Below are 23,187 nucleotides of genomic sequence, written 5' to 3'. Positions count from 1 at the left end.
GCTACGCTGAGTAGCGTTATGACACCAGATACGACGACGGATGGCAAGGTTTTCGGAAAAGGTCGTCCCCGCGACGGCGCGATCGACGTGGCGGTGCTCGCAGCGGCGCGAGAACTGTTGGTGGAACTGGGATATGCGCGGCTGACCGTATCGGCCGTCGCCGAGCGGGCGGGCACCACCAAGACGGCGATCTACCGACGGTGGTCGGGCAAGCAGGATCTGGTGCACGACGCGACCTTCTCCGGCATGACGGTCTTGTCGGCGTCGACGGGCCACGTCGCCGATGATCTCGAGGTGATGGTCAACCGTGCGCGCGAGGTGTTCAACTCGCCGGTGACCCGTGCCGCGTTGCCGGGGTTGGTCACCGATATGGCGGCCGATCCCGAACTCCATCGTCGTGTGCTCGAGGGGTTCGCGAGTGTGTTCGCCGCGTTTCGGGAGCGGCTCGTGGCCGCGGTCGACAAGGGTGAGGTGCGTGCGGGCACAGATCCTGACCGCGTCGTCGAGATGATGGGCGGTGCGGCGATGTTGCGGGCGTTGCTGTTACCGGACGTCGAGCTGGATAACGATTGGGGCGCAGGAATTCTCGCCATCCTCGAACACGGTGTTCTCGTGGACTGAGCGGCTGGCGGGTCGTCGAAGCATGCTCACTTCTTTGTGAGATCCGGTGCGGGGTCGTCGTCTTCGCTGCGCTTGGCGAGGATCTCGGTCACCTTGTACATGCCGAGGACGACGACGACGAAGGCGATCACGCCGACGATCTGCGAGCCGTTGGCCCAGCCGTCGCCGACGATCGAAAGCACGCCATCGTCGCCTGTCGCCGCGACGATGCCCGCATAGACCACGCTCCACAACGCCTCGCCGACGATGAGTCCCGTCGCGACGAGCACGCCGATCCGCTTCTTCTGTGCGACGTCGCCGCCGACGCGCTCGCACCACTTGTTGTAGAAGTGACCGAGAATCGCGCCGACCGTGATCATCAGCGTCACGGACATCGGCAGGTACATCCCCATGCCGACAGCGAGCGGCGGGAGGGCGACCTTCTTGTTCACGCGATGGCCGACCTCGTCGATGACGATCACGACCGCTCCGATGGCGACTCCCAGGCCGAGCATGGACCAGTTCAGATCGTTGCCGAAGACACCCTTGGCGAGCTCGGAGATCAGACTCGCCTGGGGGGCGGGCAGGGCGTCGGCTCCGGCGCCCGGTGCGCCGTCGAATCCGAAGGCGGTGTTCATCACCCCGAGGATCGGTGGGATGACCAGCGAACCGAAGCACACGCCGATGATCAACGCCACCTGCTGTTTCCACGGTGTCGCGCCCACCAGCTGGCCGGTCTTGAGGTCTTGCAGGTTGTCGTTGGAGATGGTCGCGACGCCGAACACGATCGCCGTTGCGAAGAGTGTGAACGCGACGAGCGTCGACGACTGCGCGGGATCGGCGGCGCCGTAGACGAACTTGATGAGCAGTGCGGCGATGATCACGGCGAGGATGCCGACGCCTGAGATCGGGGAGTTCGACGATCCGATGAGGCCTGCCATGTAGCCGCATACCGCAGCGATCACCATGCCGATGATGAAGATGAAAAGAACTGTGGCGGCGATGATTCCGCCCGCAGTTCCGGAGAGTGCTGTGCCGTGTACGAAGTCCCAGAGGAGGAGTCCGATCGGGAGCAGCATGAAGACGATGGTTCCGCCGACGATGGGGAAGGGGATGTCGCGCTCGGTGATGTCGACGGTGACACCCTCGCGGCGTGCGCGAGCTGATGCCAGAGCGTCGACGATGCCCTTGACGATGGGGGCGATGAGCTTGAGCAGGGTCCAGATCGCGGCGATCGCGATGGCACCCGCACCGACGAATCGGACGTCGTTCTTGAACACTGTGCTGACGACGTCTGCGACGTCGGAGTTGGCGGCGAACTCTCCGGCGGATTTGATCGGGAGGATGACGCCGTACGAGATGATGACACCGAGGAACATGGCGAGGCCGACGGTGAGTCCGACGAGATGTCCGATGCCGATGAGTGAGAGTTGAAGTCCCGCACCGACCATCGTGCCGCCCGAACCCACCCGGAACGCTGTCGAGACGTCGGTGCTGATCAGTTTGAGGTTGCCGAGTAGTGCGAAGACCGCAGACGTGATGCCACTGATCGTGATGGCGCGCAGTCCGATTCGGTTGCGTCGACCTCCCTCTGCGGTGTCACCGACCTTGAGGACCTCTGCGGCTGCAACCCCTTCGGGGTAGGGGAGGTCCGATCCGGTGACGAGTGCGCGGCGTAGCGGGATGGAGTACATGACGCCGAGAATGCCGCCGACGAGGCAGACCGCGACGGTGATCCAGTAGGGAAAGCCCGTCCAGTAGCCGACCATGACGAGGCCGGGGATCACGAAGATGATCGCCGAGAGCGTTCCCGCGGCCGACGCGATGGTCTGGACGATGTTGTTCTCGACGATGGAGTGATGTGCGAAGTTGCGCAGCACAGCCATCGAGATGACTGCTGCGGGGATCGCCGTGGCGAACGTGAGTCCGACCTTGAGGCCGAGGTAGACGTTGGCCGCCGTGAAGACCAGGGTGATGACGCCGCCGAGGATCACCCCGCGCAGCGTGAGTTCGCGAAGACCTGTCGGACGTTCTGGAGCCGTGACGGACATCTGAGTTCCTCTCGCATCCCGGACACTCGGTGTCCGTCGCCTGCCGAGACTGGTTCGTCAACTCTAAGGCCGAGGGCACAGCGATGTGTGTTGTTGCACGCGCGCGGCCTTCTGTGTCGGGGCAGAGGTTGGGTCGGGGCACAGAACGTATGGTCGAGGCATGGCCAGAACAATTGCGACCGCCGACGCCGTCGACCGTGATGCTCTTCTCGATTTCGTTCGCCCGCGTCATCATCTACTGCTGCTCACCCGCAGGCGCGACGGCTCGCCGCAGCTCTCGCCGGTGACGGGCGGAGTCGACGAAGACGGCCGCATCGTCATCGCGACCTACCCGGGCCGAGCGAAAACTTCTAATGCCAAACGTGATTCGAATGTCAGCGTGTGCGTCGTGTCCGACGAATGGAACGGACCCTGGGTCCAGGTGAACGGCACCGCGGAGGTGTTGGACATGCCCGACGCCGAGGACGGGCTCGTCGACTACTTCAGATCGATCTCCGGTGAGCATCCCGACTGGGACGAATACCGCGCGGCGATGCGGGTGCAGAACAAGTCGCTGATCCGCATCACCCCGACGTCCTGGGGTCCGGTCGCCACGGGCGGCTTTCCCGCCGACATCGCCGCCGAGCTCGACGCGCGGGACGGGTAGGTCGGGTCAGTGAGCGACCTTGCTCCGTCCGAACTCGGCGACCAGTGCAGCGTCGAACACTGGTAGGTCGTCGGGCTTGCGGCTGGTGATCAGGGTGTTCGGGCCGTCGCGGTCGACAACCAACTCCTCGTCGACCCAGGTGGCGCCCGCATTGCGAAGGTCGGTCTGCAGGCTCGGCCACGAGGTGAGTGTGCGTCCGCGCACGACGTCGGCTTCGACGAGCGTCCATGGTGCATGGCAGATCGCCGCGACGGGTTTGCCGGCATCGAAGAAGCCCTTGGCGAATGCGACCGCAGATGCGTCTGTCCGCAGGAAATCCGGATTCGAGACGCCGCCCGGTAGGACCAGCGCGTCGAAGTCGGCCGCTGTGACCGAATCGGTTGTCGCGTCGACGGTGAACTTGTCGGCGGCGTCGAGGTGGTTGAACGCTTGCACCTCGCCGTCGCTGGTGGATATGAGTTTCGGTGTACCGCCGGTTTCTTCGACGGCGCGCCACGGTTCGGTCAACTCGACCTGCTCGATGCCCTCCGGTGCGACCAGAAAGGCGACGGTGATCCCATTGAGTTCGTCTGCCATGTGACACGATTCCTCTCGTTTGTTCTCCCCTACTTCGACCGTACGCGTCGAGATGGGCGCGCCGGTCCGCACGCGGATGCGCAGGGCGGACGTACGGTGAGGGCATGGCACTGACGTCAGACGTGGCAGTGATCGGCGCTGGGATCATCGGACTCTCGACCGCATATCAACTGGCCCAACAGGGATCGACCGTCACGGTGTACGAGACCGGAACGCCGGGATTCGGCCAGTCGGCCGGGCAGTCACGGATCTTCCGGCACGCGCACGACGACCCGCGCCTCGTCGAACTCGCGGTGCGCGCCCGTGCGCACTGGCGCCGATGGGAAGACGAACTCGGCGCGCCGTTGGTGTCCGGCGACGGTGGTCTCGCTCTCGGCGACACCGTGCTACGGAGATTGCCTGCGATGCAACAGTATTCGGAGATCGGTGCGCGTGAGATCGGGTCGGACGAGTTGCATTCGCTACTGCCGCAGTTGGCCGACTACGACGGCCCGGCGGTGTTCGATCCCTCTGCGGGCTCCATCCACACACGATCGGCCATCGAACTGCTCACCCAGAGTCTGGGCGATCACGTTGTGCGCGAACAGGTTATCTCGCTGAGGAGTGTCGACGACGGCGTGCAGGTTCGTTGCCCCACGGTGGTGGGTGAGCACGCCGCGGCCGTCGTGTGTGCCGGGCGTGGAACTGCGGCGCTGGCGCGCGGCGTCGGGATCGAGATCCCGGTGAAACTCGGTGCGCACGTGCGGGTGTCGTTCGCAGTGCGCGATGGCGCCGGTCGGCTTCCGACGTTGCAGGACGGTAGTGACGCCTTCGGTTTCAGTGGCATTTACGCGGCCGCCTATCCGGACAGGTCGGCGTACGGCCTCGGTCTCGCCGATTCGGTCGATGCCGACGTCGACGGCGCGATCGTCGACGGCGACGCCCTCGCGCGCCATGCCCACGACGCCCGCGCCTATATGTCGCGCGCACTCCCAGGATTCGATCCGACGCCGATCGGCATCGTGCACTGTTGGGTCACCGCCCTGCCGTGGGGCGACGACGGCGTCGGGATCTGGCAGAACGGACCGGTTTTCGCCCTAGCTGGGCACAACCTGTTCAAGCACGCACCGACGATCGGCGAGACCCTCGCGCTTGCCGTCGACGTGGGCTCGGTTCCCACCCCGTTCACCCCTGCCGACGAGCTGGGTGCCGACCAGGGCTGAACCGCGAAAGGCCATGGTCGACGTCGCGATATTCGCGCGGCTCACGCCCGCGGGTGGATGTCCGTGTCGGTGAGGACAAGTTGTGATGCCGCAATGGCGCCGGGCACGTAGCTGTATCCCTCGGGTGAGGTCACGAACTCTTCGGGATCGATGTTCGAGACTCGCCACACGTCGACTGGCCCGCCGGTGTTGTTCATGTCGACGAAGTAGTCGCGCTGCCACGGTCCGCGCGCAATGAAGCAGCCGTCTTGCTCGGGTTGGCGACTGCTCACATGCACTGCATTGTGATCAGTAGGGAGGCGGGTTATCTTCATTCCACTTCTCTTCGGCGCGTGTGACTTTGGCACGTCGTTGGGTGTGGATGGTGTCGATGGTTCGGCGCGCGGGATGATCTGGTGGTTTGGTGGGGATGAGTTTGGGGAACAGGTCGAGTCCGCCGAAGGCGTTGCCGACAAAGCAGTGCCCGGTGGGGGACACGAAAATCGCTGTCTGCAGGTCGAGTTGATAGTCACGCCAGCGGCCGAATGTTTTGGTGCGGTGATGAAACCGGCACAGCGGTTTGAGATTCGCGCGCACGGTCAACCCACCGCTGGACGGGTTGTGGTGGGCGTATGGGGTGCTGTGATCGACGTCGGCGTGCCACACCGGGTTGGTGCACCCGGGGAAGGTGCAGCACAGTTCCCCCGAGCGGACCAGCGAGAGGAGCTTCTTGCTGGGCACGTAGCGCAAGGCGGCGCGGGCGGCCGCAGCGTGGTCGGGGTGGCGCGGATCCAGAGCGCCGACGCCGACGCCCGTGTCGAGGTAGTCGAATGCTGCGTTAGCGGCGAGTTCGCGGACGGTGTCGGCGTCGATGACCCCGACACCGTCGAGGTAGCCAGGCTGATCGTCCTCACCATCAAGGGTGGACTGATTCGCCACCACGTGGATCATTGCGCGCGGACCTACCGGCATTGGTGCTGGCGTCGGGTCGGAGTCTGAGTCAGCAGGTTCGGTGTTGGGGGTGGTGCAGGTGTCGCATCGGCAGGCGAGGGTGGTGTCGCCGTTGGCGAAGGCGGTCAGGGCGTCGGCGCGACGTTGCGCGTGGGTGCGGGGGTCGGCGTCGTGGACGCTGGTGGCGAGTTGGGTGAGGCGTTGGTCGATCAATGCGCCGGAGGCGGCGGGCACGGTGCCGGTCAGTCGGGATTGGCCGGGAGTCCACCGATCGGGCCGGACCTGGATGTTGCGGTCGGCGTCGATGCGGGCACGACGTCGTGTGACGGCGTCGGCATCGACGTGGGCGACAACCGAATCGACGAGCGCAGCAAAGCGTGTTGTCGACAAATGGTCACGTGCTGAGAGTGCTGCGGTGAGGCGGGCGTCGACCTCGTCGATGGTGTCGGGGCCGCACAGGCTGGTGCGGGCGACAGCGATGTGGAACCGCTGCAGATCGATGCGCCCGCAGGCCAGGAGTGAGGAGGTGTAGGGGAGTCGGTAGCGCAGGGCGTGGGCGTCGATGATCAGTTCGCGTGCCCGACCCGGCGGTAGCGACAAGACTGCGCCGACGTCGGAGATGGTGCGTTCCAAACCATTTGGGCCGTATTGTGCGCGGGGGTCGTCGCCGGTCTGTCCGCGAGCAGCGAACTCGCGCACAGCTTCTGGTGAGTCGGCTCGGCCGTCGGTGAGTTCGCCGATTTCGGCGCCGTAGTCTTCTTCGTGTTCCTCGTGGATGAGACTGATCGCCGTCAACAGACGGAACTGTGCCGACGCGATGGTCGACGCGCAGTGCGCGATCACCTCCACCAGATCGGTTTTCGACAGGGATTTGTCCTCCGCGACACGCGCGAGCACCGGCGGCTGCGACGCGGGCACGCCTGTGGCGCCGGCCGCGTCGGCCGGGTCGGGGAAGGTTTCCAAGGACATACATCGAACATACAGACGGGGTCTGACAATTCTCGTTCCCTGCGCGGCGGCCTGTGGAATCCGTCTTGCGGCGAAGTCGCGCAACGGATTCCGAAGTCGGCCAGGCTCTATGGATCAGAGCGAGTCACAGGAGGTCCAGCTCGGCGAGTATCAGGTCTGAGCGCTCGGTGACGCCTACTTTCGGCAGAACGGTGATGCTGTAGCCGAGCCGTTCATAGGCGTCGAGCAAACGTGAGTACTCGTCGACAGCGTCAGTGAAATTCAGTTGGCGTTCTTCGTCATTGGCGTACAGCTCCGGCCACGGCGGCGTGAAGAAGACCCGCTTGTGGTAGCTCTGCAGTTCCTCGATCGAGCATGCCGATGAACCCGTGCAATGACCGCCCTCGTAGTGACGCAGAGCGGTGTCGGCGTCGACGAGGCCGCGGTCGAAGAACACCCACTGATCGCGCTCGTGGTGGGCAAGGTCGGCTCGTGCAGTATCTATGCAGCGGTGAGCGAAGCCAGTGGCGTCCACCCATGGCAACGCTAGACCACCAGTTGCGAGCTCGTCGCGAACGATCCGTCTGCCCGGTTCGTCAACCGTGGCGAATCCGCGAGAAGCCAAGTCCTCCAGCACAGTTGACTTGCCGCCGCCCGAGCATCCCGACAACACGACTGCACGCGACGGTCGCTGCACGCGCTTCTCCTTCTGTATCAGTGGCCGGGCAAGCCGAGCCCCGCGCTAATCATGTTGGGGGCGGGAGTCGTCTGCGGCCCACAGCCAACACGCCTCATCTCGACGCGGAAACGTGATCGGCCGACGCCCTGTTCGCGGCGCGTGCGGCGTCGAGAAGTGTTGCGCCGTCGGCCAGATGCGCAACAAGCGTGCCCGCGAAGACGTCGCCCGCGCCCGTGGTGTCCACGACGTCGACCTGCGGAACGTCGAGAATGTCCAGAGATTCGCTTCCGGCGACCACCACGTCGTCGCCACCTCGCGTGATGATCACGGATCTGCTGATCGTCAACAACTTTCGCGCGAGATCAGCCGGCTCGGCATCGTCCGACAAATCGGCGTAGTACGCCGCCTCGATCTGATTGACGATCAGCGGGTCGGCCTCGCTGAGTATCGACGAGTCAACGGGTGCCGTCGGGCTGGGATTGAGGACGAAACGAATCCCGTTGTCGTGGCACCACTTCGCGGTTGCAGCGGTGACCTCGGTGGGTGATTCCAATTGTGTGATCACGACGGCCGGGTGCAGTGCGTCGAGTGCCGCGCCGACATCGTCGGGGGTCAGTTCGCTGTTGGCGCCGGAGATCACGATGATGCTGTTGTCGCCATCGTCGTCGACCTCGATGACCGCATGGCCGCTGGTGCCCGATACCCGACGCACGTACGTGACGTCGACGCCCACGTCGACGAGATCGGAAACCATCCGGTCTCCGGCGGCGTCGGTACCCGTCGCCCCCACCAGCGCGGTTGACGCGACCGCGGCGGCGGCCCGTGCCTGATTGGCTCCCTTGCCGCCGGGACGCTCGGTCAACGACCGACCGAGGACGGTCTCGCCGACGGCGGGTCTGCGAGCGAGTGTGACCACCAGGTCGAGATTCAACGTTCCGACGACAGCCACCAATCCTGAACCTGTTGCCTCCATACCCCGAGTATGCCGGTCGGCCCGTCGCGTAGATTGCTGTTCGATCACCGCGATAGAGGAGTGCAGATGGCCGCGTCACGCTGGAAACGAGTGCAGACACTGGCACGCATCCTCGGCGGACATCAGGTAGCGCCAGACACCGAGACACCTCACGTCACGCTCTTCGACGATCCGCAGCGCACGCTGCGTCGCTACGGCACCGCCGAACAAGTTGCGGCTGCCCGCGCGTCCGGAAAGCCGCCGATCCTGCTGGTCCCGCCACTCGCGGTGCCCGCTCGCTGCTACGACCTCGGGCCGGGACAGTCGGCCGTCGAACATCTCCTCGCCGCGGGACGCATCCCGTACGTCGTCGACTTCGGTGACGTCGGGCAGGCGCACCGTCAGGTCGGCTTCGAGACCTACTTCGACGACATCGTGCCGCAGGCGATCGACCGAGTGCTCACCGATTACACGGCCGACGAGCTCGACGCCGCCGCCTGGAGCCTGGGCGGGACCGTGTCGCTCCTGATGCTCGCAGCGCACCCCGACCTGCCGGTGCGTTCCCTCACCGCTATCGGTACGCCGCTCGACTACGACGCAGTGACCCCGTACCCGCTCGTCAAGCGGGTCATGCGACCGGTCGGAGGCGCGCCGATCACGGGCGCGCTCAAGGTGATGGGTGGCATTCCCGCGCCACTGGTGCGTATCGCCTACCGCGCCCTGGCCGCCGACCGTGAACTCAAGAAGCCGCTCTACATCATGCGCAACGCCGACGACCATGAGGCACTCGCCCGTATGCAGGTCATCGACCGATTCCAGAACGCCATGCCCGGCTACGCGGGCAAGGTATCGCTCCAGATGTGGGAGAACTTCGTCTTCCGGGACGAATTGGCGTCGGGTGTAGTCGATTTCGACGGACGCGTCGTCGATCTCACGACGATCCGCAAGCCCATCCAACTCTTCGGCAGCCACCGCGACGCCATCGCGAGCTGGGAAGCGGCCCACCACGGCGTCGAACTTCTCGGCAGCTCAACCGAAGTGCACTTCCAGACGGTCGAGACCAGTCATCTCGGTTTGATCGCGGGCGACGCCGCCGCGGAACAGACGTGGCCGCGCGTCGAAGAGTTCCTCGACGACCTCGACACGCGAGAAGTGCTGCAACGCAAGTGACGTCAGCTCTCGGCTGATGCCGTCCTTCTTGCCGCCAACCACGCGTGCACCATCGGGACGGCGCTTGCACCCTCGCCGCTCGCTGCAGCGACACGCTTCATCGACTGAGCCCTGATGTCGCCGGCGGCGAAAACCCCTGCGGCACTTGTGGCAAGATTCGGCGGCGGCAGTTCGCCGGGCCACTGATCCTTCGGAACGTCGCGTCCGGTCAGCACGAATCCGCGGTCGTCGAGCGCAATACTGTCGGGCAGCCAGTCGCAGTGCGGTTCGGCGCCGATCAGCAAGAACAGTCCGCCTGCGTTCACCCGTTCGCTGGCGCGAGTGACGGTGTCGCACAACTCGAGCCATTCCAGTTGACCATCACCACCGCCGTCGATGACCTCGGTGGTACCACGCACGCTGATCCGCGGGTGATAGGCGATCTCGCCGATCAAATACTGCGACATCGTCTCGGTGAGGTCTGCTCGTCGAACCAGAATCGTCACCGAGCGCGCGAAGCGGGCGAGATGAATCGCGGCCTGTCCGGCAGAGTTGCCACCGCCGACGACGAACACGTCACGGCCGTCCATCTCGCGAGCCGCGGACATCCCTGCGCCGTAGTTCACACCAGACCCGACAAGCGATTCCAGCGATTCGACACCGAGTCGTCGATACGCGACACCGCTCGCGATGAGCACACTTCTCGCCAACACGTCGCCACCCTCGGTGCAGAGGCGATGCGGAGCGTCGTCGACGCCGAGTCGCAGTTCGTCGACCGGCCAGCCGGAGTAGAAGCGCGCACCGAAACGTGTTGCCTGTGTGCGGGCGCGTTGCGCGAGACGCATGCCGGAGATGCCGCGCGGGAAGCCGAGGTAGTTACGGATCATCGAACTCGTACCCGCTTGTCCCCCAACGACATCGGATTCCAGAACCACCGTCGACAAGCCTTCCGAAGCGCCGTACACGGCGGCAGCAAGTCCCGCAGGTCCCGCGCCGACGACCGCCAGGTCGACGATCTCGTCCTCATCCACATCCGACGGCCGTCCGTAGATGAGCGCCGACACGTCGCGGGCTGTGCCCGGAGCGATCACGCGGTTACGCAACTTCGGGGCCATGGAGTGGACGAGCGGAAACGGAACGGGCGCGCCACCCGAGTCGTACAGCGCGATGGCTGCCTGCCCCTCGACGCTGTCGCTGGGGTACACCCGATTGGGCATCCCCATGCGGTCGAGGATGTCCCTGATGCCGAGCGTGAGCGCCGACGACGAGTCGCTGATGACACGAACGGAATCGACGACCGGGGTCGCGACAGTCGCTCCCCAATCCGAGAGCATCTCGGTGATCGCGTAGTGGAATTCTTCGTCGCGAGCGCCGCGCGGCATGAGTAAAAATGTGTCGAATTTGCCCTTCGCAAGGGCGGGTCGCAGCAACTCGATGTGGGCGCCGAAGTTCTCCCACGAGATGACGACGACACGCTTGGCCGTCGGCACGATGCTTCGGAAAGTGCTCAGCGCCTCGAACACCGACATGTCGGGCAACTCGGACTCGACGACGATCTGCGCCACCGGAACCCCCTCGCCCACAAGGCTGCCGAGGAGCACGACCGCTCCGACGGCCGACTCCGCACACTCGATGCGATAGTCACGGAGGTACCGGCCGAACTCGCCGCGAAGTTGCTCTGCGTGGCCGGACGACACGAGCACGATTGCGGGTTGGTCACCCATGGCTCCAGTGTGGCAGGAATCGGCGTCGGTCGAGTGGGCGCTCAGCTCAACGCGCAACCACGCGGCGCAGCCTCAACCATTGCTAGGCTGACCGGCATGCATGTGGATCCCACTGTCGGTGTTGCCAGTGCTGGCTTGATCGGCGGATATGCGACCGCACGGTACACCGGCAAACGTCCACTCGGGGGCGTGGTCCTCGGAATTGCGGGCGCCTGGTGCACGCGCCAGTGGCTGAGCAGGGGGCCGGGACCGGCGGCCGGACTTCTCACGGGCTACCTCGCAGCGTTCGGGCTGTCGCACCCACTCGCGAAGAAGATCGGCGCATGGCCAGCGGTCTTCGCGGTGACCGGTGCTTTCGGCGCCGCGACGTACGCGGTCACCTCCCGCACCGCCACCACCTCTCACACGGGAGCCTGAAGCATGGCCTCCAAGCCACACGTAGTGATCATCGGAGCCGGGTTCGCCGGAGTACACGCAGCTCGGCGACTCAAGAAGGTGCCGGTCTCGATCACCGTCGTCGATCGCGGCACCAGCCACCTCTTCCAGCCGCTTCTCTACCAGTGCGCAACCGGCGTGCTCTCGGAAGGTGCCATCACCAGCCCGATCAGGCATCTGCTTCGACGTCAGCGCAACGTCAACGTGGTGCTCGGCGAGGCCGACGACATCGACGTCGCGGCAAAGGTTCTCACCGTTCTCGGTGCCGACGGCAGTCCCGCACAGATCAGCTACGACTACCTCGTCGTCGGGACCGGCATGCGGACCGCGTATCACGGCTGCGACGACGCGATCGAGAACTCGATCGGCATGAAGACGCTCGACGACGCGCTTGCGATTCGACGACAAGTGTTGGGCGCCTTCGAGATTGCCGAGACACTCACCGATCCCGAGGAGCGTAGGAAGTGGCTCACCTTCGCTGTCGCAGGCGCGGGCCCTACCGGCGTCGAAATCGCCGGACAGATACGCGAATTGGCGACGCTCGCACTCGGTCGAGAGTTCGATTCGATAGACCCGACCGAAGCCCGGGTTCTCCTCTTCCACGGAGCCGATCGCATCCTGCCGTCGTTCACCGAGTCGCTGTCCAAGAAGGCGCAGCGCACCCTCGACAGGATCGGCGTGGAAACCCATCTCGGGGTCCATGTCGTCGACGTCGGCGAGGACACGGTCACGACCAAGGACAAGAAGACCGACGAGACCACGACATACAAAGCCAGGACGACGTTGTGGACAGCGGGCGTCGAGGCTGTCCCGTTCGCGCGGACTCTCGCCAAGGCGCTCGGCGTCGAGGCCGACCGCTCCGGTCGGATTCCGGTGCGCGACGACCTCTCCGTCGAAGGACACCCCGAGGTATTCGTCGCGGGCGACACGTCGTCGTTGAACAAACTGCCGGGCGTGGCAGAGGTGGCCATGCAGGGTGGACGTCACGTGGGTGGCGTGATCGCGGATCTCGTTGCGGGACAATCAGAACGTAAGCCTTTCAAGTATCACGACCTCGGAAATGCCGCCTACATCGCGCGACGAAATGCCATCGTGCAGAGTGGTCCTCTGGAAATGTCGGGAACCTTGGGCTGGCTCGCGTGGGGAGTGATCCACGTGGCCTTCCTCGCGGGCGTTCGGAACCGCATGGGCGCGCTGGTGACCTGGTCGGCAACGCTGATCACCGGAACTCGAAGCGAACGAGCGATCACCTACGGCGACCCTCGCAGAGCGCATCAGCCCTACCCCGACGAGTGACATGTACGTCATCGGTATCGTCGCGGCGTGTCTGGCTGCACTGGCATACGGACTCTCGACGGTCCTGCGTGCCAAAGGGGCACAAGAGGCGGCACAGGGTTCCGGCAACAGCGGATCGGCGAGCGGTGCGCTAGCCGCGTTCACCAATCCGACGTTTCTCCTCGGCACGCTGACCGTGATGCTCGGTTTCATCGGAGGCGCGATCGCGGCGCGATTCCTGCCGCTGTTCCTCGCGCAGTCGATCGTGGCGGGCAATCTCATCGTGACCGCACTGTTGGGCACGGTGATGCTCCATACCGCGCTGCGCGCAAAAGACTGGGCGGCGATCCTGCTCGTCGTGTTCGCGCTGTGTGTACTCGGCGCATCGGCGTCCAAAGAGGCGTCGACACACGCTGACATGAAATTCCACTGTGCGCTGTTCGTGATCACCACGGCGGTTGCGGTACTCGGCGTCGCGGTCATGCGGGCACTCGGAAGTCGCGGAGCCATCTTCGGAGGCGCGATCGCGGGTCTCATGTACGGCGCGCTGGCAGTCGCGGTGCGTGTGCTCGACGGCGTCTCCCCGTTCGACCCCCTCACGGTGCTGAAAGATCCGGCAGCATGGACCATCGCGATCGCGGGTGCCATGGCGTTCTACATCCAGACCCTTGCGCTGCAGATCGGACCGGTCAACGCCGTCACCGCGGTCCTCGTCGTCGGAGAGACCGGTCTTCCCGCCATCGTCGGTGTGGTGTTCCTCGGAGACAAGGCCGTCGACGGACTGGAGTGGCTCGCGGTCGTCGGCTTCGTGTGCGCGATCATCGGTGCGTCGTTGGTTGCGTGGTTGACGAGTGAGGAAGGCGAGCAGCCCGCCACGCAGGGAGTGCACACCTAGACTTGGGCACCATGAGCACCGATGATGTCGCCGAACAGATCCTGCGCACCTTCGACACGATCACGGTCGTCGGGACACAAAGTCAAGATAGACTGTCTTCGTGCCTATCGACTCACCGGCAGTGGTGTACTGCCGAATCTCACAGGATCGGACCGGTGAAGGCGTCGGCGTAGAGCGCCAGCGCTCCGATTGTTTCAAGCTCGCCGACTCCCTCGGCTGGTCTGTCGTCGAGACTTACGTAGACAACGACGTGAGTGCCTACAGCGGCAAGCCGCGACCGGAGTATCGGCGGATGCTCGACAAGCTCAAGACCGGGAACGTCGGCGCGGTCCTGGCCTGGCATACAGACCGGCTGTATCGCTCAATCCCCGACCTGTCGGAACTGATCGAGATTTGCGACGACCGCGGAATCGAGATTCGAACTTGCCGTGCAGGTGAAGTCGACCTGTCGACACCAAGCGGACGGCTGAGCGCAACGATGTTCGCCTCGATCTCACGTTACGAGGTCGAGCGATCCGCGGAGCGCATCCGGAGCGCCAAGGAGGCACAGGCGCGTGAGGGCAAGTACCGGGGCGGCGTTCGGCCAATCGGCTACGAGGTCGGCGGGATGGTGCTTAACGAGACGGAGGCAGCACGCATCCGCAAGGCGGCTGACGACCTACTCGCAGGTGCGTCGTTGATGTCGACGGCGCGGGCTTGGAATGCGGAAGGGTTCACGACAAGTCAGGGGAATCGCTGGACCGCGACCAGCGTCCGGCGCGTGTTGACGCGCGCCCGAAACGCGGGCCTCGTCGAGTCCGATGGAAAGATCGTCGGACCCGCCCAGTGGCCCGCCATCTACGACGCCGACACCCTCAATGCAATCCGAACCATCGTGTCCGACCCGAGTCGACGGTCCTACGTGTCTTTCGCTCGAAGGAACCAGGGCGCCGGTGTCTACCGCTGCGGCCGATGTGATGCGCCGATGCGCGTGCAACACGGGGTGAAGCGCGAGCGGTACTATCAGTGCTCGCGGAGTTATCACCTGTCGCAGATGCAAGCTCCGTTAGACGAGTTTGTGAGCGCCCTTGTCTTGGAAAGGCTCTCAAGACAGGACGCGATTTCTGTTTTTACGTCTGACGATGATGTGGACTTGTCGGATGTGCGTCGGCGTCGCGCCGAACTTCAAGCACGGAAAGATGAGTTGGCGGCGCTTTTCGCGACGGGAAGTATCGACGGTTCGCAGCTACGCCTTGGCAGTGCGAGAATCCAGTCCGACATAGACCGATTGGATAAACAATTGGCGGTCGCGCGTGAGTGCTCCCCAGTTGCCGGCATGATAATGGCGGAAGATATTGCATCTCAATGGGATTCGCTGACGGCCGATATTCGAGGAAAGATCATCGACGCGCTAATGGTTGTGACGGTGCTACCACTCGGCCCTGGGCGCGCGCGTCGTAAAGACTTTCATGTGAGCGAACGAGTGAAAGTGGAATGGAAGCAATGAGCGAGCCGTCAATCGAACAGGTTTTTATCTTCTGTGATTCGCCCCGGCACTCAAAGAGGGTTGCGGTAACCAACTTCCGACGACCGCTGTGGTCTCAGGGGCGCTGGAACGAGCACTATACGTCGCCCTTCTCGGGAAGTGGAAAAAGAGAGTCGGGCACGACGTTGGTCGATGACGCCATTCCCGAGAAGGGAATGTTCTCTCGCAATCAGCGCGTGTCACCCGATCGGGTTCGGTCTCGTTACGTCCTCGAATGCCGCAAGTGTCGAGGAGTGTCGTCGGTTCCTGTGCGGGAGGAGAAGCTGTTCGCGGTTCTGAACAAACTGTCGATACACGGCGTGTCGGAAATTAGCTTAACGGGACTAGCTGCTAGCGTTGCAAGCATCTCGACCTAGGTAGTCGAGCGTGGTGCCCTAAGGCATGGGCCCCGAGCTGGGACAGGGTTAATCCGCAGCATTCAAGCGCCTCAGCGGGCGGGTTACTCAGACCTGCCCTGGAGGCACCAATGGCTACCGCGCCATCTTCCGTAGTCGCACACCATCGCGCTCGAGTAGGAGCGCTATCTCGTGATCGCCAGCCCGACGACCCCGCCCTTGCGGAAGCGCGTCAGGATCTGAAAGCCGCGACGCTAGAGAGCTATGTCGCGAAGGTATTAGCGCAAGCTCCGCCCCTCACTTCCGAACAACGCGAACGAATCGCGGCTCTGCTCCGCGTCGGTCCACGACCCCAGGCCGATCACGCGGACCTCGGTCTCGTCGACGTCGACCACGACGCAATCGGCGGCGATGTCGAATGATTGCAAAGAAAAACCCCGGCGGGCGGGCCGGGGAATCTCAAGCAGTCGATTGGGTGCGCGACTACCTTGATTATAGCGAACCCCTCACCACTGAGGAGCGCTCTGAGGTCGCTGCCGTGTCTGTCGTCGTCGAACTCGGCTACCGGCCTGCCGTGCAGTGCAGGTCGTGCGGGTCGTGGCTCGTAGCTCCGAAATCCGTTGCGTTGCATCGTGGCCCGGTGTGCCGGAGCAGGGACGGTGACGCGTGATGTCACTGAGCTACGAGCAGGCAAACAATCTTCGGTACAAACTCATCGACGTCGAGTTGCCGGAGGGCGTCGACCGGGCGATGTTCTGTGCGTTGCTGACTGAGGGCGTCCGCGGCTGTCTTGAGCAAGAGCTCGACGCGCTCGAGGACAAGCGGAATGCGTTGAAGGATGCAGCCGTGGCGGTCTCGCAGGCTGTGGATTGGTCCGCGGTCGCCAAGCGGCTTCGTGACCGTGATGCTGCAGTTCGCTCGGGCGCCTATATAGAGCGGGTGACCACATGAGCGTGCCCAATTTCTACGACACGCCCGAATTTGACGAGAACGGATTACCCTGTCAGACAGCGACTCTCGCTGACGTCCACGCGGCGTTCACCGACTGGCTCGGTGACGATTACGACACCGACGCGCTCGATGCGGTGTTGGCTGCTGCCGCCGTTGAGCAACTCGACGGCGACCCGGTCTGGTTGCTGCTCATTTCCGGGTCGGGCAATGCCAAGACGGAGACCGCGCAGGCGCTCGCCGGGGCCGGGGCAATCGTCACGTCCACGGTGTCCTCACCGGGCGCACTGCTGTCGGCGACGGCACAGAAGGACCGCGCCAAGGATGCGACGGGTGGTCTGCTGCGCAAGATCGGTGAGCGCGGCGTACTGGTCATCAAGGACGTCACGAGCATTCTTTCGATGAACAAGGACGCTCGCGCCGAGGTGCTCGCCGCGCTGCGCGAGGTCTACGACGGGCACTGGTCGCGCAACGTCGGTTCTGATGGTGGCCGCACGCTCGACTGGCATGGTCGCATCGTTGTCGTCGGAGCCGTCACGACCGCCTGGGATAAAGCGCACGCGGCCATCGCGTCGATGGGTGATCGGTTCGTGCTGGTGCGCATGGATTCCCGTTCTGGTCGCCAGAAGGCCGGCAGGCAGGCTATCGGCAACACCGGCCACGAGGCTGCGATGCGCGGTGACCTCGCTGATGTTGTGGCTGCGCTTCTGCGACGAGGTCTCGTCGGCGTCGCACTCACCGAGGACGAGACCGACAAGGTGCTCGCCGCTGCCGATCTGGTGACGCTCGCGCGCACGGGTGTCGAGTTCGACTACCGCGGCGACGTCATTGACGCGCACGCGCCCGAGATGCCCACCCGCTTCGCCAAGCAACTCGCGCAGGTGATGCGCGGTGCGGTCGCGCTCGGAATGGACCGCCAGCATGCCTTGCGGCTGGCGATTCGGTGCGCTCGTGACTCGATGCCTCCGCTGCGCCTGGCGATTGTCGACGACCTCGCTGCGCACCCAGGATCTTCTACGACCGAGGTTCGCAAGCGGCTGGATAAACCGCGCAACACCGTCGACCGCCAACTCCAGGCGCTGCACATGTTGGGAGTCCTCACCTGTGACGAGGAACAGCAAGGGGACATGCGCACCGTGTGGCGATACTTCCTCGCCGACGACATCGATCCGTCGTCCCTACTTGTGCCAGAAAAGTTAGTACCTGCGCGTAGGACTACTGGAAAGAGCGGTGATTCCAGGTGACTCCTACCCGCCCCTACTTACATATCTGGCACAACTCTCGGAGGCTCCCCCTCTGTGGCGCCTGCCGGTTCCCGATGAGTTTTGACGAGGACATCGAGCGCGGCCAGCACCTGACATGCGCGTCCATCGCCTGGCCTCGAGGCTCCGTGCAACGCGCCCGCATTCGACGACCATTCCACTTCCCGAAGGAGACACACTGATGAGCCAATCCCCGAACCCCACGACCGACATGTTGATTTACGCCGCGCTCGAGACGACAGATTGTTTCTCGTGGGTGATTGACACCCTCAGCGATCACGGCGTCTGCGACGACCACCAGTTCGAGACCGATGCGCTCGCCGAGACGGTCGCCAATCTGCACCGAGCCACCTTCGAGTTCACCCACTACTCCGATGGCAGACCAATCCGAGCCACCGAGGTCGTCGACGGCGGCATTCACATCTCGCATGTGTTCGCGGCCGTCGTCGAGCAACGCGGCGAACGACTCCTCTTCACCGATCGGAGGTTGCGTGACCCCGGCACACCCGACCGCGGCCACTACCGCGTGTATGTCGACGACGCAGCGGCAACTATGCGTGTCGAGCTATACGGACCGCTGGAGGCGATATGAGCCGCAACGTGTCTCGTCGTGAGGGCGGCGTGGTTGATCTGCTCGAGGCGATACTGCGCGGCACCGCAGACCTGTCGGGTGCCGCGTGCGTCGGCTCGCCGGAGTTGTTCGATCCTCCTGCCCCGTACGAGGACGCCGCCGACACCCGGTACCGACACGCGAACGCCGAAGCGTTGTGTCATCGCTGCCCGGTGCTCGAGCGGTGCCGGGACTGGGCGGCACAGCGGCGCACTGACGGCTCTGTCGTCGCTGCTCGCTCACCCCGCCTGCCTGGTCGACCACGGAGCGGTGCCGCGTGAGGCGCTACGGCAGAGGCGGTTCGGCGTCGGTCTACGTCACCCGCGACTATGCGCGGCCAGTCGTCGTGACGTTGGTCGGTGACCGCTACGGCCTCGACATCGACGAAGCCACACAACTGGCGACTGATCTAGTCGCAGCTATCGACGAACTCAGGAGACAACAGCATGACTGACAAGTTCCCCGACCAGGACGTGAAAGCTGTACGCCGTAGCCTGCGCATCGAGCGCGCGGTGATCGGCGCGGTGCTGCACGGATACCGCGCCGACAATCACGGTTTCAACGCCGCGCTCACCGATCTGTGGGTCACCGAGCAGGCGAGCGCCGTTGACATTAACGTCGCCCTGTTCTGGGCGTTGTCTCGCCTGCCTCGCAACGGTGAGGAACCCACACAGCTACAGGATCGGCTCACGGTCCTCTATGGGGTGTCTGATGACGATTGAGAAGGTCTCCGGTGTGCTGCTCGATGCCTCCGACGCCGACTACCTCGCACGCGCGATGAAACTACTCGCCGCGCTACTGGCCAAGCAAGATTCACGTCCGTCGCCTCGGCTGGTCGACCTCGAACGCCGCCTTTCTCGCGCGAGTTCTGACGCGACACGCTCTACCACTAGCGGGTACGTCAGTGGCGCAAAGGATTCGGCGGATCGTGACGCATTGTCTGCCTATGAGTTCGTCGACACCGAACGCGCCGCAAACGTCCTCGGATGCACCCCCGGCAACGTCCGAGACCTCGCGCGCCGCGGTCGGCTCCCCGCCATACGTTCCGGTGGGCGGTGGCTATATCCAGCGGCAGCGGTGGTCGCCCGCGCCGAGCGACAGGGGTGACCGTGGCTGAAAAACGCATCACCGGCGTCGATCTGGTGAAGGTAGGCACCTGGGAAGCTTCCACCGGACCGTGGACAGTGACCCGCGACGACATCGCCGCCATGATCGACGCATTCACAGCGGGAGCCGTACGCAAACCCCCGATCAAACTCGGTCACACCGACGAACGATTCGACGGCACACCCAGTTTCGGATTCGTCGACAAACTACGCACAACCAACAACGGCGACACTCTGGTCGGTGATCTCGTGATGCCGGCATGGTTGGCCGACGCCGCACCACTGCACTACCCGGACCGTTCCGTGGAAGCCGCCTACGACTTTCAGGACGGTACCGGCACGGTGTGGCCTCTGGCTTTGACCGGCCTCGCACTGCTCGGCGAAGCCGCACCCGCCATCACGTCCCTTGATTCGCTACAGGATCTGGTGGCCGCGTCAGCCCGCAAACGCGTCGCCCTCACAACCACTGGTGCCGGATGGCCCGACACCGGTTACCGCACAACCATTCTCATCGCCGCGGCTCGACGTCGCCGCAACCAACGGAAGGTGCTCTGAACATGTCGACATCCATCTCCAACCCGCGCGTGTACGCGCCCGGTGGTGATGTCACCGCCCAGGCGACCGCCGCCATCACCGCACGCCGATTCGTCGCAATCTCAGGCAACCGCACCGCGGACGGCAACCTTGCAGTGGCACACCCCGCCGCAGGTGCCCGCACATTCGGTGTCGCCAAGCACGACGCCAACACCGGAGAGCTCGTCGGTGTCGCACGTGACGGCGTTGTCAAAGTCACCGCAGGAGCAGCGATCGCCGCAGGCGCCGACGTCGAGGTCGGCACCGCGGGCCGCGTCATCACCGCCACCAGCGGCAAAGTCGTCGGCTACGCCGTCACCGCCGCCACCAACAACTCCGACGCCGAAATCGCGCTTCTCTGAGAGGAACTGACATGCCCAACGCTTTGATCCCCGAACTGAACGGGCGTCGACTGACCGTCGATGTCGCGCTCAAACAGCCCAACCTCATCCGCAACCAGATCGCCAAGATCGCCGACGAACAACTACTGCTGCCGAAGTTTTTCTCCAACCTCGGCGCACCTGTCACCGGGGGCGGCATGCTCTATTCGGTGGTGCAGGCATCCGACTTCTACTCCACCGACGTTGAGAAGCGTTCTCCCGGTAACGAATACCGGGTTGTCGAGGGTGTCGATCCCGAACCCAAACTTGCCGTCGTCGAGGACTGGGGCGGCAAGTTTCAGATCACCGACGAACAGATCAGCCGCAACGATGTCAGCTACTTAGACCAGCAGGTTACGCAGTTGGCGAACACGATTGCCCGCAAGCTCGACATCGCCGCGATGGGCGCCATTGCCGACGCCACCATCGAAGCCGTCACCGGGCACGACTGGTCGGATCTGGTGCTCGTCGGTCCCGAAACCCAACTCACCCCGTCCGGCTCCCGACCGACCGCTGACCTGTCGGCCGCACAGTTGGCCGCAGACCTCGAGGAACTCGGTGTCACCCACGACCTGTTGGTCGCACATCCGAACGAAGCGCACAGCCTGCGCGTCGCCTACGGAGACGGACTCGCCGACATGCTCAAGAGCGCAGGTGTGAGCCTGTTCGCCAACCCGCGCGTCGCTGCTGGAACCGCGTGGGCTGTGCAGGCAGGTGCTGTGGGCACGGTCGGATTCGAAGCACCCCTGACCGTCGACAAGTGGGACGACCGCTCGACGCGCTCCATATGGGTTCAGACCTTCTGTGTGCCCGGGTTCGGTGTCGACCGCCCCTACGCCGCCAAGAAGATCACCGGCCTCGCCGGATAAAGGAGACACGATCAGCATGACATTGACATTCAGCGACGACCAGACCACCCGACTGTTCGAACTGCTCGGGCTGCCCGCCGACACCGACCCCGCCGACGTTGACGCAATCCTCGCCGTCATCGACGACCTCGCCAAGCAAGCCGCCAACACCGGCGACAGCAAGGACACCAAGCCGTCTGCGGTCGCCGCTGCCGCGAAGCGTATCGGCATGGAAGTCATCGACAGCGACAGCCTCGCCGCACTCCGCACCGAAGCCGCCGAAGGCCGACAGGTCAAAGCCGCAGCCGCGAAAGCCAAGATCGACGGCCAGGTCAACGATGCGATCCGAGCGGGCAAGATCACCCCAGCCCGACGTGACCACTGGGTCACACTCATCACCGCAGACCCCGGCATGGCCGACGTCCTCGCCTCCGTCCCCGACGAGACCGCCGTCCCCCGAACCGAGATCGGACACTCCGCCGACACCGACGACCTGACCGACGCCGCAACCTGGTTCCGGTAACCCCCACAACGTTCGGCGCGTCAAACTCACCCTCGCTGTAGCTCCAGTTCCGGCAACGGGAATGCATGGCCGCGAGAGCCCCCGTCCCCACCAGTGGACTTTCCAGGCTCACAGACCGACCAGCGCGCCGACACCAGACCCCCGCAAACCCACCACGGGCGAGCGGGGGTCTACCCATCCCGGCACCCCCACCAAATATCCAGACACCCCCCACACCATGACTGCCGAGGTAAGTCAGGCTTTTATTTTTTCGCAGGTCGCGGGGTGTTTTCGCCGAAGGACGTCCGCGAGCTTCGAGCCACCGCCCTGGCTCCGTTCCACCACTTTCGTGGCGTCACGAAAGTGGTGGGAGCGTAGGCATAAGGTCGCACGAGTTCAGGGCCGTCGCGCTTGAGTCGGGCGGTGATGGCATCGGCGGTGTCGGATTCTTGGGTAATTCTCGTGCCACGAGAGTTGACAGGTGGTCCAAATGGGGCACTCGCCGCTGGGATTTCCGCCCGCCGCACCCGCGCAATCTGCTCCGGCAACCGTGGTCATGATGACCATGCATGGATCAATCCCCACGAACGGGGCGCATCGAAAACTTCCGAAGATTCCGATCTCCTACCGACGTTCAGTCCCTCATGTACGGGGCGCATCTCGAAGGGTCGCATTTCAAACGCGACCCTTCCGGTTCAGTCCCTCACGTACGGGGGGCGCATGGTGGGGCAAATGCCACACCTGCACCTGCCCCCGTTCAGTACCTCACGTACGGGGCGAACTCCGACGCTGAGCACGCCATTTCCCGGCGTCAGGAAATGGTCGAACAGGGCGGCGCCAATGACGGAAAGTCCCTCACCGTGCCTGGTCACTGCGGTGGCGGTGAGTAGACCGACGAGGCCCGCGGAGTAGTCCGTTCTCACGATGCTCTCCGCATCAGGCACTCGACGTGAGCCGCAATCGTGGGTTTGCAGGGGCGTCCGCACAGCTTGCAGGTACCCATCCGAATCGGCTCGCTGGGTATAGCCATTTGATC

At 64.4% G+C, this 23,187-nt stretch carries 28 protein-coding genes; 20 read left to right on the top strand and 8 right to left on the bottom strand.

The window, feature by feature from the left end:
* Positions 1 to 18 precede the first annotated feature (18 nt).
* On the top strand, positions 19 to 621 hold the full coding sequence (locus RND64_RS22045) for a TetR/AcrR family transcriptional regulator (protein WP_049699351.1): 603 nt from the start codon (positions 19 to 21) through the stop codon (positions 619 to 621).
* Positions 622 to 647: 26 nt separating this feature from the next.
* On the opposite strand, the gene RND64_RS22040 is transcribed toward RND64_RS22045, so the two are convergent.
* Positions 648 to 2,651, bottom strand: coding sequence for an OPT family oligopeptide transporter (locus RND64_RS22040; protein ID WP_049699352.1), 2,004 nt, complete (start codon positions 2,649 to 2,651; stop codon positions 648 to 650).
* A gap of 160 nt (positions 2,652 to 2,811) precedes the next feature.
* Between RND64_RS22040 and RND64_RS22035 the strand changes: the two genes are divergently transcribed.
* Positions 2,812 to 3,297, top strand: coding sequence for a PPOX class F420-dependent oxidoreductase (locus RND64_RS22035; RefSeq protein ID WP_049699353.1), 486 nt, complete (start codon positions 2,812 to 2,814; stop codon positions 3,295 to 3,297).
* Positions 3,298 to 3,303: 6 nt separating this feature from the next.
* Here the strand turns inward: RND64_RS22035 and RND64_RS22030 are convergent, their stop codons facing one another.
* On the bottom strand, positions 3,304 to 3,873 hold the full coding sequence (locus RND64_RS22030; protein ID WP_049699354.1) for a type 1 glutamine amidotransferase domain-containing protein: 570 nt from the start codon (positions 3,871 to 3,873) through the stop codon (positions 3,304 to 3,306).
* Positions 3,874 to 3,977: 104 nt separating this feature from the next.
* On the opposite strand from RND64_RS22030, the gene RND64_RS22025 reads away from it, so the two are divergent.
* Positions 3,978 to 5,075: an NAD(P)/FAD-dependent oxidoreductase gene (locus RND64_RS22025; protein WP_049699355.1), complete on the top strand. Its 1,098-nt coding sequence runs from the start codon at positions 3,978 to 3,980 to the stop codon at positions 5,073 to 5,075.
* A gap of 41 nt (positions 5,076 to 5,116) precedes the next feature.
* On the opposite strand, the gene RND64_RS22020 is transcribed toward RND64_RS22025, so the two are convergent.
* The 4 genes from RND64_RS22020 to RND64_RS22005 all read right to left on the bottom strand — a co-directional run bounded on the left by RND64_RS22020 (position 5,117) and on the right by RND64_RS22005 (position 8,605).
* Positions 5,117 to 5,347, bottom strand: a complete 231-nt coding sequence (locus tag RND64_RS22020; protein WP_235434371.1) for a hypothetical protein — start codon at positions 5,345 to 5,347, stop codon at positions 5,117 to 5,119.
* Between the two features lie 16 nt (positions 5,348 to 5,363).
* A complete protein-coding gene (locus RND64_RS22015) occupies positions 5,364 to 6,974 on the bottom strand; it encodes an HNH endonuclease signature motif containing protein (RefSeq protein ID WP_049699357.1) in 1,611 nt (536 codons plus the stop codon).
* Between the two features lie 124 nt (positions 6,975 to 7,098).
* Positions 7,099 to 7,650, bottom strand: coding sequence for an AAA family ATPase (locus RND64_RS22010; RefSeq protein ID WP_049699358.1), 552 nt, complete (start codon positions 7,648 to 7,650; stop codon positions 7,099 to 7,101).
* 94 nt (positions 7,651 to 7,744) lie between these two features.
* Positions 7,745 to 8,605, bottom strand: coding sequence for a ribokinase (locus RND64_RS22005; protein ID WP_049699359.1), 861 nt, complete (start codon positions 8,603 to 8,605; stop codon positions 7,745 to 7,747).
* 66 nt (positions 8,606 to 8,671) lie between these two features.
* On the opposite strand from RND64_RS22005, the gene RND64_RS22000 reads away from it, so the two are divergent.
* A complete protein-coding gene (locus tag RND64_RS22000; protein WP_049699360.1) occupies positions 8,672 to 9,754 on the top strand; it encodes an alpha/beta hydrolase in 1,083 nt (360 codons plus the stop codon).
* A 2-nt stretch (positions 9,755 to 9,756) separates the two neighbouring features.
* Here the strand turns inward: RND64_RS22000 and RND64_RS21995 are convergent, their stop codons facing one another.
* Complete coding sequence (locus tag RND64_RS21995; protein ID WP_049699361.1) at positions 9,757 to 11,457, bottom strand: FAD-dependent oxidoreductase; 1,701 nt, start codon at positions 11,455 to 11,457, stop codon at positions 9,757 to 9,759.
* Positions 11,458 to 11,553: 96 nt separating this feature from the next.
* Between RND64_RS21995 and RND64_RS21990 the strand changes: the two genes are divergently transcribed.
* The 4 genes from RND64_RS21990 to RND64_RS21975 all read left to right on the top strand — a co-directional run bounded on the left by RND64_RS21990 (position 11,554) and on the right by RND64_RS21975 (position 15,548).
* Positions 11,554 to 11,874 (top strand): hypothetical protein, encoded by a 321-nt coding sequence (locus tag RND64_RS21990; protein ID WP_049699362.1) that lies wholly within the window; start codon positions 11,554 to 11,556, stop codon positions 11,872 to 11,874.
* Between the two features lie 3 nt (positions 11,875 to 11,877).
* Entirely contained in the window at positions 11,878 to 13,188 is a 1,311-nt protein-coding gene (locus tag RND64_RS21985) for an NAD(P)/FAD-dependent oxidoreductase (RefSeq protein ID WP_049699363.1), read from the top strand.
* A 1-nt stretch (position 13,189) separates the two neighbouring features.
* A complete protein-coding gene (locus RND64_RS21980) occupies positions 13,190 to 14,062 on the top strand; it encodes a hypothetical protein (RefSeq protein WP_049699364.1) in 873 nt (290 codons plus the stop codon).
* A gap of 100 nt (positions 14,063 to 14,162) precedes the next feature.
* Positions 14,163 to 15,548 carry a recombinase family protein gene (locus RND64_RS21975; RefSeq protein ID WP_331436312.1) on the top strand — a complete coding sequence of 462 codons (1,386 nt, stop codon included), beginning with the start codon at positions 14,163 to 14,165 and terminating at the stop codon, positions 15,546 to 15,548.
* 652 nt (positions 15,549 to 16,200) lie between these two features.
* On the opposite strand, the gene RND64_RS21970 is transcribed toward RND64_RS21975, so the two are convergent.
* Complete coding sequence (locus RND64_RS21970; protein WP_331436311.1) at positions 16,201 to 16,350, bottom strand: hypothetical protein; 150 nt, start codon at positions 16,348 to 16,350, stop codon at positions 16,201 to 16,203.
* Here RND64_RS21970 and RND64_RS21965 point away from each other — a divergent pair.
* The 12 genes from RND64_RS21965 to RND64_RS21910 all read left to right on the top strand — a co-directional run bounded on the left by RND64_RS21965 (position 16,341) and on the right by RND64_RS21910 (position 22,172).
* A complete protein-coding gene (locus RND64_RS21965) occupies positions 16,341 to 16,592 on the top strand; it encodes a DUF6011 domain-containing protein (RefSeq protein ID WP_331436310.1) in 252 nt (83 codons plus the stop codon). The two genes, RND64_RS21970 and RND64_RS21965, sit on opposite strands and share 10 nt — an antisense overlap.
* Positions 16,592 to 16,873, top strand: a complete 282-nt coding sequence (locus tag RND64_RS21960) for a DUF2742 domain-containing protein (RefSeq protein ID WP_331436309.1) — start codon at positions 16,592 to 16,594, stop codon at positions 16,871 to 16,873. Before RND64_RS21965 ends, RND64_RS21960 begins: the two co-directional genes overlap by 1 nt.
* Entirely contained in the window at positions 16,870 to 18,114 is a 1,245-nt protein-coding gene (locus tag RND64_RS21955) for a winged helix-turn-helix domain-containing protein (RefSeq protein ID WP_331436308.1), read from the top strand. The genes RND64_RS21960 and RND64_RS21955 overlap by 4 nt, the downstream gene beginning before the upstream one ends.
* Before the next feature lie 199 nt (positions 18,115 to 18,313).
* Positions 18,314 to 18,724 carry a hypothetical protein gene (locus RND64_RS21950; RefSeq protein WP_331436307.1) on the top strand — a complete coding sequence of 137 codons (411 nt, stop codon included), beginning with the start codon at positions 18,314 to 18,316 and terminating at the stop codon, positions 18,722 to 18,724.
* On the top strand, positions 18,721 to 19,023 hold the full coding sequence (locus RND64_RS21945; RefSeq protein ID WP_331436306.1) for a WhiB family transcriptional regulator: 303 nt from the start codon (positions 18,721 to 18,723) through the stop codon (positions 19,021 to 19,023). The genes RND64_RS21950 and RND64_RS21945 overlap by 4 nt, the downstream gene beginning before the upstream one ends.
* Positions 19,020 to 19,196 (top strand): hypothetical protein, encoded by a 177-nt coding sequence (locus tag RND64_RS21940; protein WP_197501571.1) that lies wholly within the window; start codon positions 19,020 to 19,022, stop codon positions 19,194 to 19,196. Before RND64_RS21945 ends, RND64_RS21940 begins: the two co-directional genes overlap by 4 nt.
* A complete protein-coding gene (locus tag RND64_RS21935; RefSeq protein WP_331436305.1) occupies positions 19,189 to 19,464 on the top strand; it encodes a hypothetical protein in 276 nt (91 codons plus the stop codon). Before RND64_RS21940 ends, RND64_RS21935 begins: the two co-directional genes overlap by 8 nt.
* Positions 19,454 to 19,849 carry a helix-turn-helix domain-containing protein gene (locus tag RND64_RS21930; protein WP_331436304.1) on the top strand — a complete coding sequence of 132 codons (396 nt, stop codon included), beginning with the start codon at positions 19,454 to 19,456 and terminating at the stop codon, positions 19,847 to 19,849. The genes RND64_RS21935 and RND64_RS21930 overlap by 11 nt, the downstream gene beginning before the upstream one ends.
* A gap of 2 nt (positions 19,850 to 19,851) precedes the next feature.
* A complete protein-coding gene (locus RND64_RS21925) occupies positions 19,852 to 20,403 on the top strand; it encodes a hypothetical protein (RefSeq protein WP_331436303.1) in 552 nt (183 codons plus the stop codon).
* Between the two features lie 2 nt (positions 20,404 to 20,405).
* A complete protein-coding gene (locus tag RND64_RS21920) occupies positions 20,406 to 20,783 on the top strand; it encodes a capsid cement protein (RefSeq protein ID WP_331436302.1) in 378 nt (125 codons plus the stop codon).
* Between the two features lie 11 nt (positions 20,784 to 20,794).
* Positions 20,795 to 21,670 (top strand): major capsid protein, encoded by an 876-nt coding sequence (locus tag RND64_RS21915; RefSeq protein ID WP_331436301.1) that lies wholly within the window; start codon positions 20,795 to 20,797, stop codon positions 21,668 to 21,670.
* Positions 21,671 to 21,686: 16 nt separating this feature from the next.
* Entirely contained in the window at positions 21,687 to 22,172 is a 486-nt protein-coding gene (locus RND64_RS21910) for a phage protease (RefSeq protein WP_331436300.1), read from the top strand.
* The last annotated feature ends 1,015 nt before the right edge of the window (positions 22,173 to 23,187 follow it).

It is taken from the genome of Gordonia sp. w5E2 (assembly GCF_036540975.1).
Lineage (GTDB): Bacteria > Actinomycetota > Actinomycetes > Mycobacteriales > Mycobacteriaceae > Gordonia > Gordonia jacobaea.
Note: the sequence above shows the minus strand (reverse complement) of the source record. Positions and strands in the feature narration are given on the sequence as shown.

Bases quoted from the DNA above. Each gene is read 5' to 3' on its own strand.
- RND64_RS22045 (WP_049699351.1), top strand. From the start codon at position 19: ATGACACCAGATACGACGACGGATGGCAAGGTTTTCGGAAAAGGTCGT.
- RND64_RS22040 (WP_049699352.1), bottom strand. From the start codon at position 2,651: ATGTCCGTCACGGCTCCAGAACGTCCGACAGGTCTTCGCGAACTCACG.
- RND64_RS22035 (WP_049699353.1), top strand. From the start codon at position 2,812: ATGGCCAGAACAATTGCGACCGCCGACGCCGTCGACCGTGATGCTCTT.
- RND64_RS22030 (WP_049699354.1), bottom strand. From the start codon at position 3,873: ATGGCAGACGAACTCAATGGGATCACCGTCGCCTTTCTGGTCGCACCG.
- RND64_RS22025 (WP_049699355.1), top strand. From the start codon at position 3,978: ATGGCACTGACGTCAGACGTGGCAGTGATCGGCGCTGGGATCATCGGA.
- RND64_RS22015 (WP_049699357.1), bottom strand. From the start codon at position 6,974: ATGTCCTTGGAAACCTTCCCCGACCCGGCCGACGCGGCCGGCGCCACA.
- RND64_RS22005 (WP_049699359.1), bottom strand. From the start codon at position 8,605: ATGGAGGCAACAGGTTCAGGATTGGTGGCTGTCGTCGGAACGTTGAAT.
- RND64_RS22000 (WP_049699360.1), top strand. From the start codon at position 8,672: ATGGCCGCGTCACGCTGGAAACGAGTGCAGACACTGGCACGCATCCTC.
- RND64_RS21995 (WP_049699361.1), bottom strand. From the start codon at position 11,457: ATGGGTGACCAACCCGCAATCGTGCTCGTGTCGTCCGGCCACGCAGAG.
- RND64_RS21990 (WP_049699362.1), top strand. From the start codon at position 11,554: ATGCATGTGGATCCCACTGTCGGTGTTGCCAGTGCTGGCTTGATCGGC.
- RND64_RS21985 (WP_049699363.1), top strand. From the start codon at position 11,878: ATGGCCTCCAAGCCACACGTAGTGATCATCGGAGCCGGGTTCGCCGGA.
- RND64_RS21980 (WP_049699364.1), top strand. From the start codon at position 13,190: ATGTACGTCATCGGTATCGTCGCGGCGTGTCTGGCTGCACTGGCATAC.
- RND64_RS21965 (WP_331436310.1), top strand. From the start codon at position 16,341: ATGATTGCAAAGAAAAACCCCGGCGGGCGGGCCGGGGAATCTCAAGCA.
- RND64_RS21960 (WP_331436309.1), top strand. From the start codon at position 16,592: ATGTCACTGAGCTACGAGCAGGCAAACAATCTTCGGTACAAACTCATC.
- RND64_RS21955 (WP_331436308.1), top strand. From the start codon at position 16,870: ATGAGCGTGCCCAATTTCTACGACACGCCCGAATTTGACGAGAACGGA.
- RND64_RS21950 (WP_331436307.1), top strand. From the start codon at position 18,314: ATGAGCCAATCCCCGAACCCCACGACCGACATGTTGATTTACGCCGCG.
- RND64_RS21945 (WP_331436306.1), top strand. From the start codon at position 18,721: ATGAGCCGCAACGTGTCTCGTCGTGAGGGCGGCGTGGTTGATCTGCTC.
- RND64_RS21935 (WP_331436305.1), top strand. From the start codon at position 19,189: ATGACTGACAAGTTCCCCGACCAGGACGTGAAAGCTGTACGCCGTAGC.
- RND64_RS21930 (WP_331436304.1), top strand. From the start codon at position 19,454: ATGACGATTGAGAAGGTCTCCGGTGTGCTGCTCGATGCCTCCGACGCC.
- RND64_RS21920 (WP_331436302.1), top strand. From the start codon at position 20,406: ATGTCGACATCCATCTCCAACCCGCGCGTGTACGCGCCCGGTGGTGAT.
- RND64_RS21915 (WP_331436301.1), top strand. From the start codon at position 20,795: ATGCCCAACGCTTTGATCCCCGAACTGAACGGGCGTCGACTGACCGTC.
- RND64_RS21910 (WP_331436300.1), top strand. From the start codon at position 21,687: ATGACATTGACATTCAGCGACGACCAGACCACCCGACTGTTCGAACTG.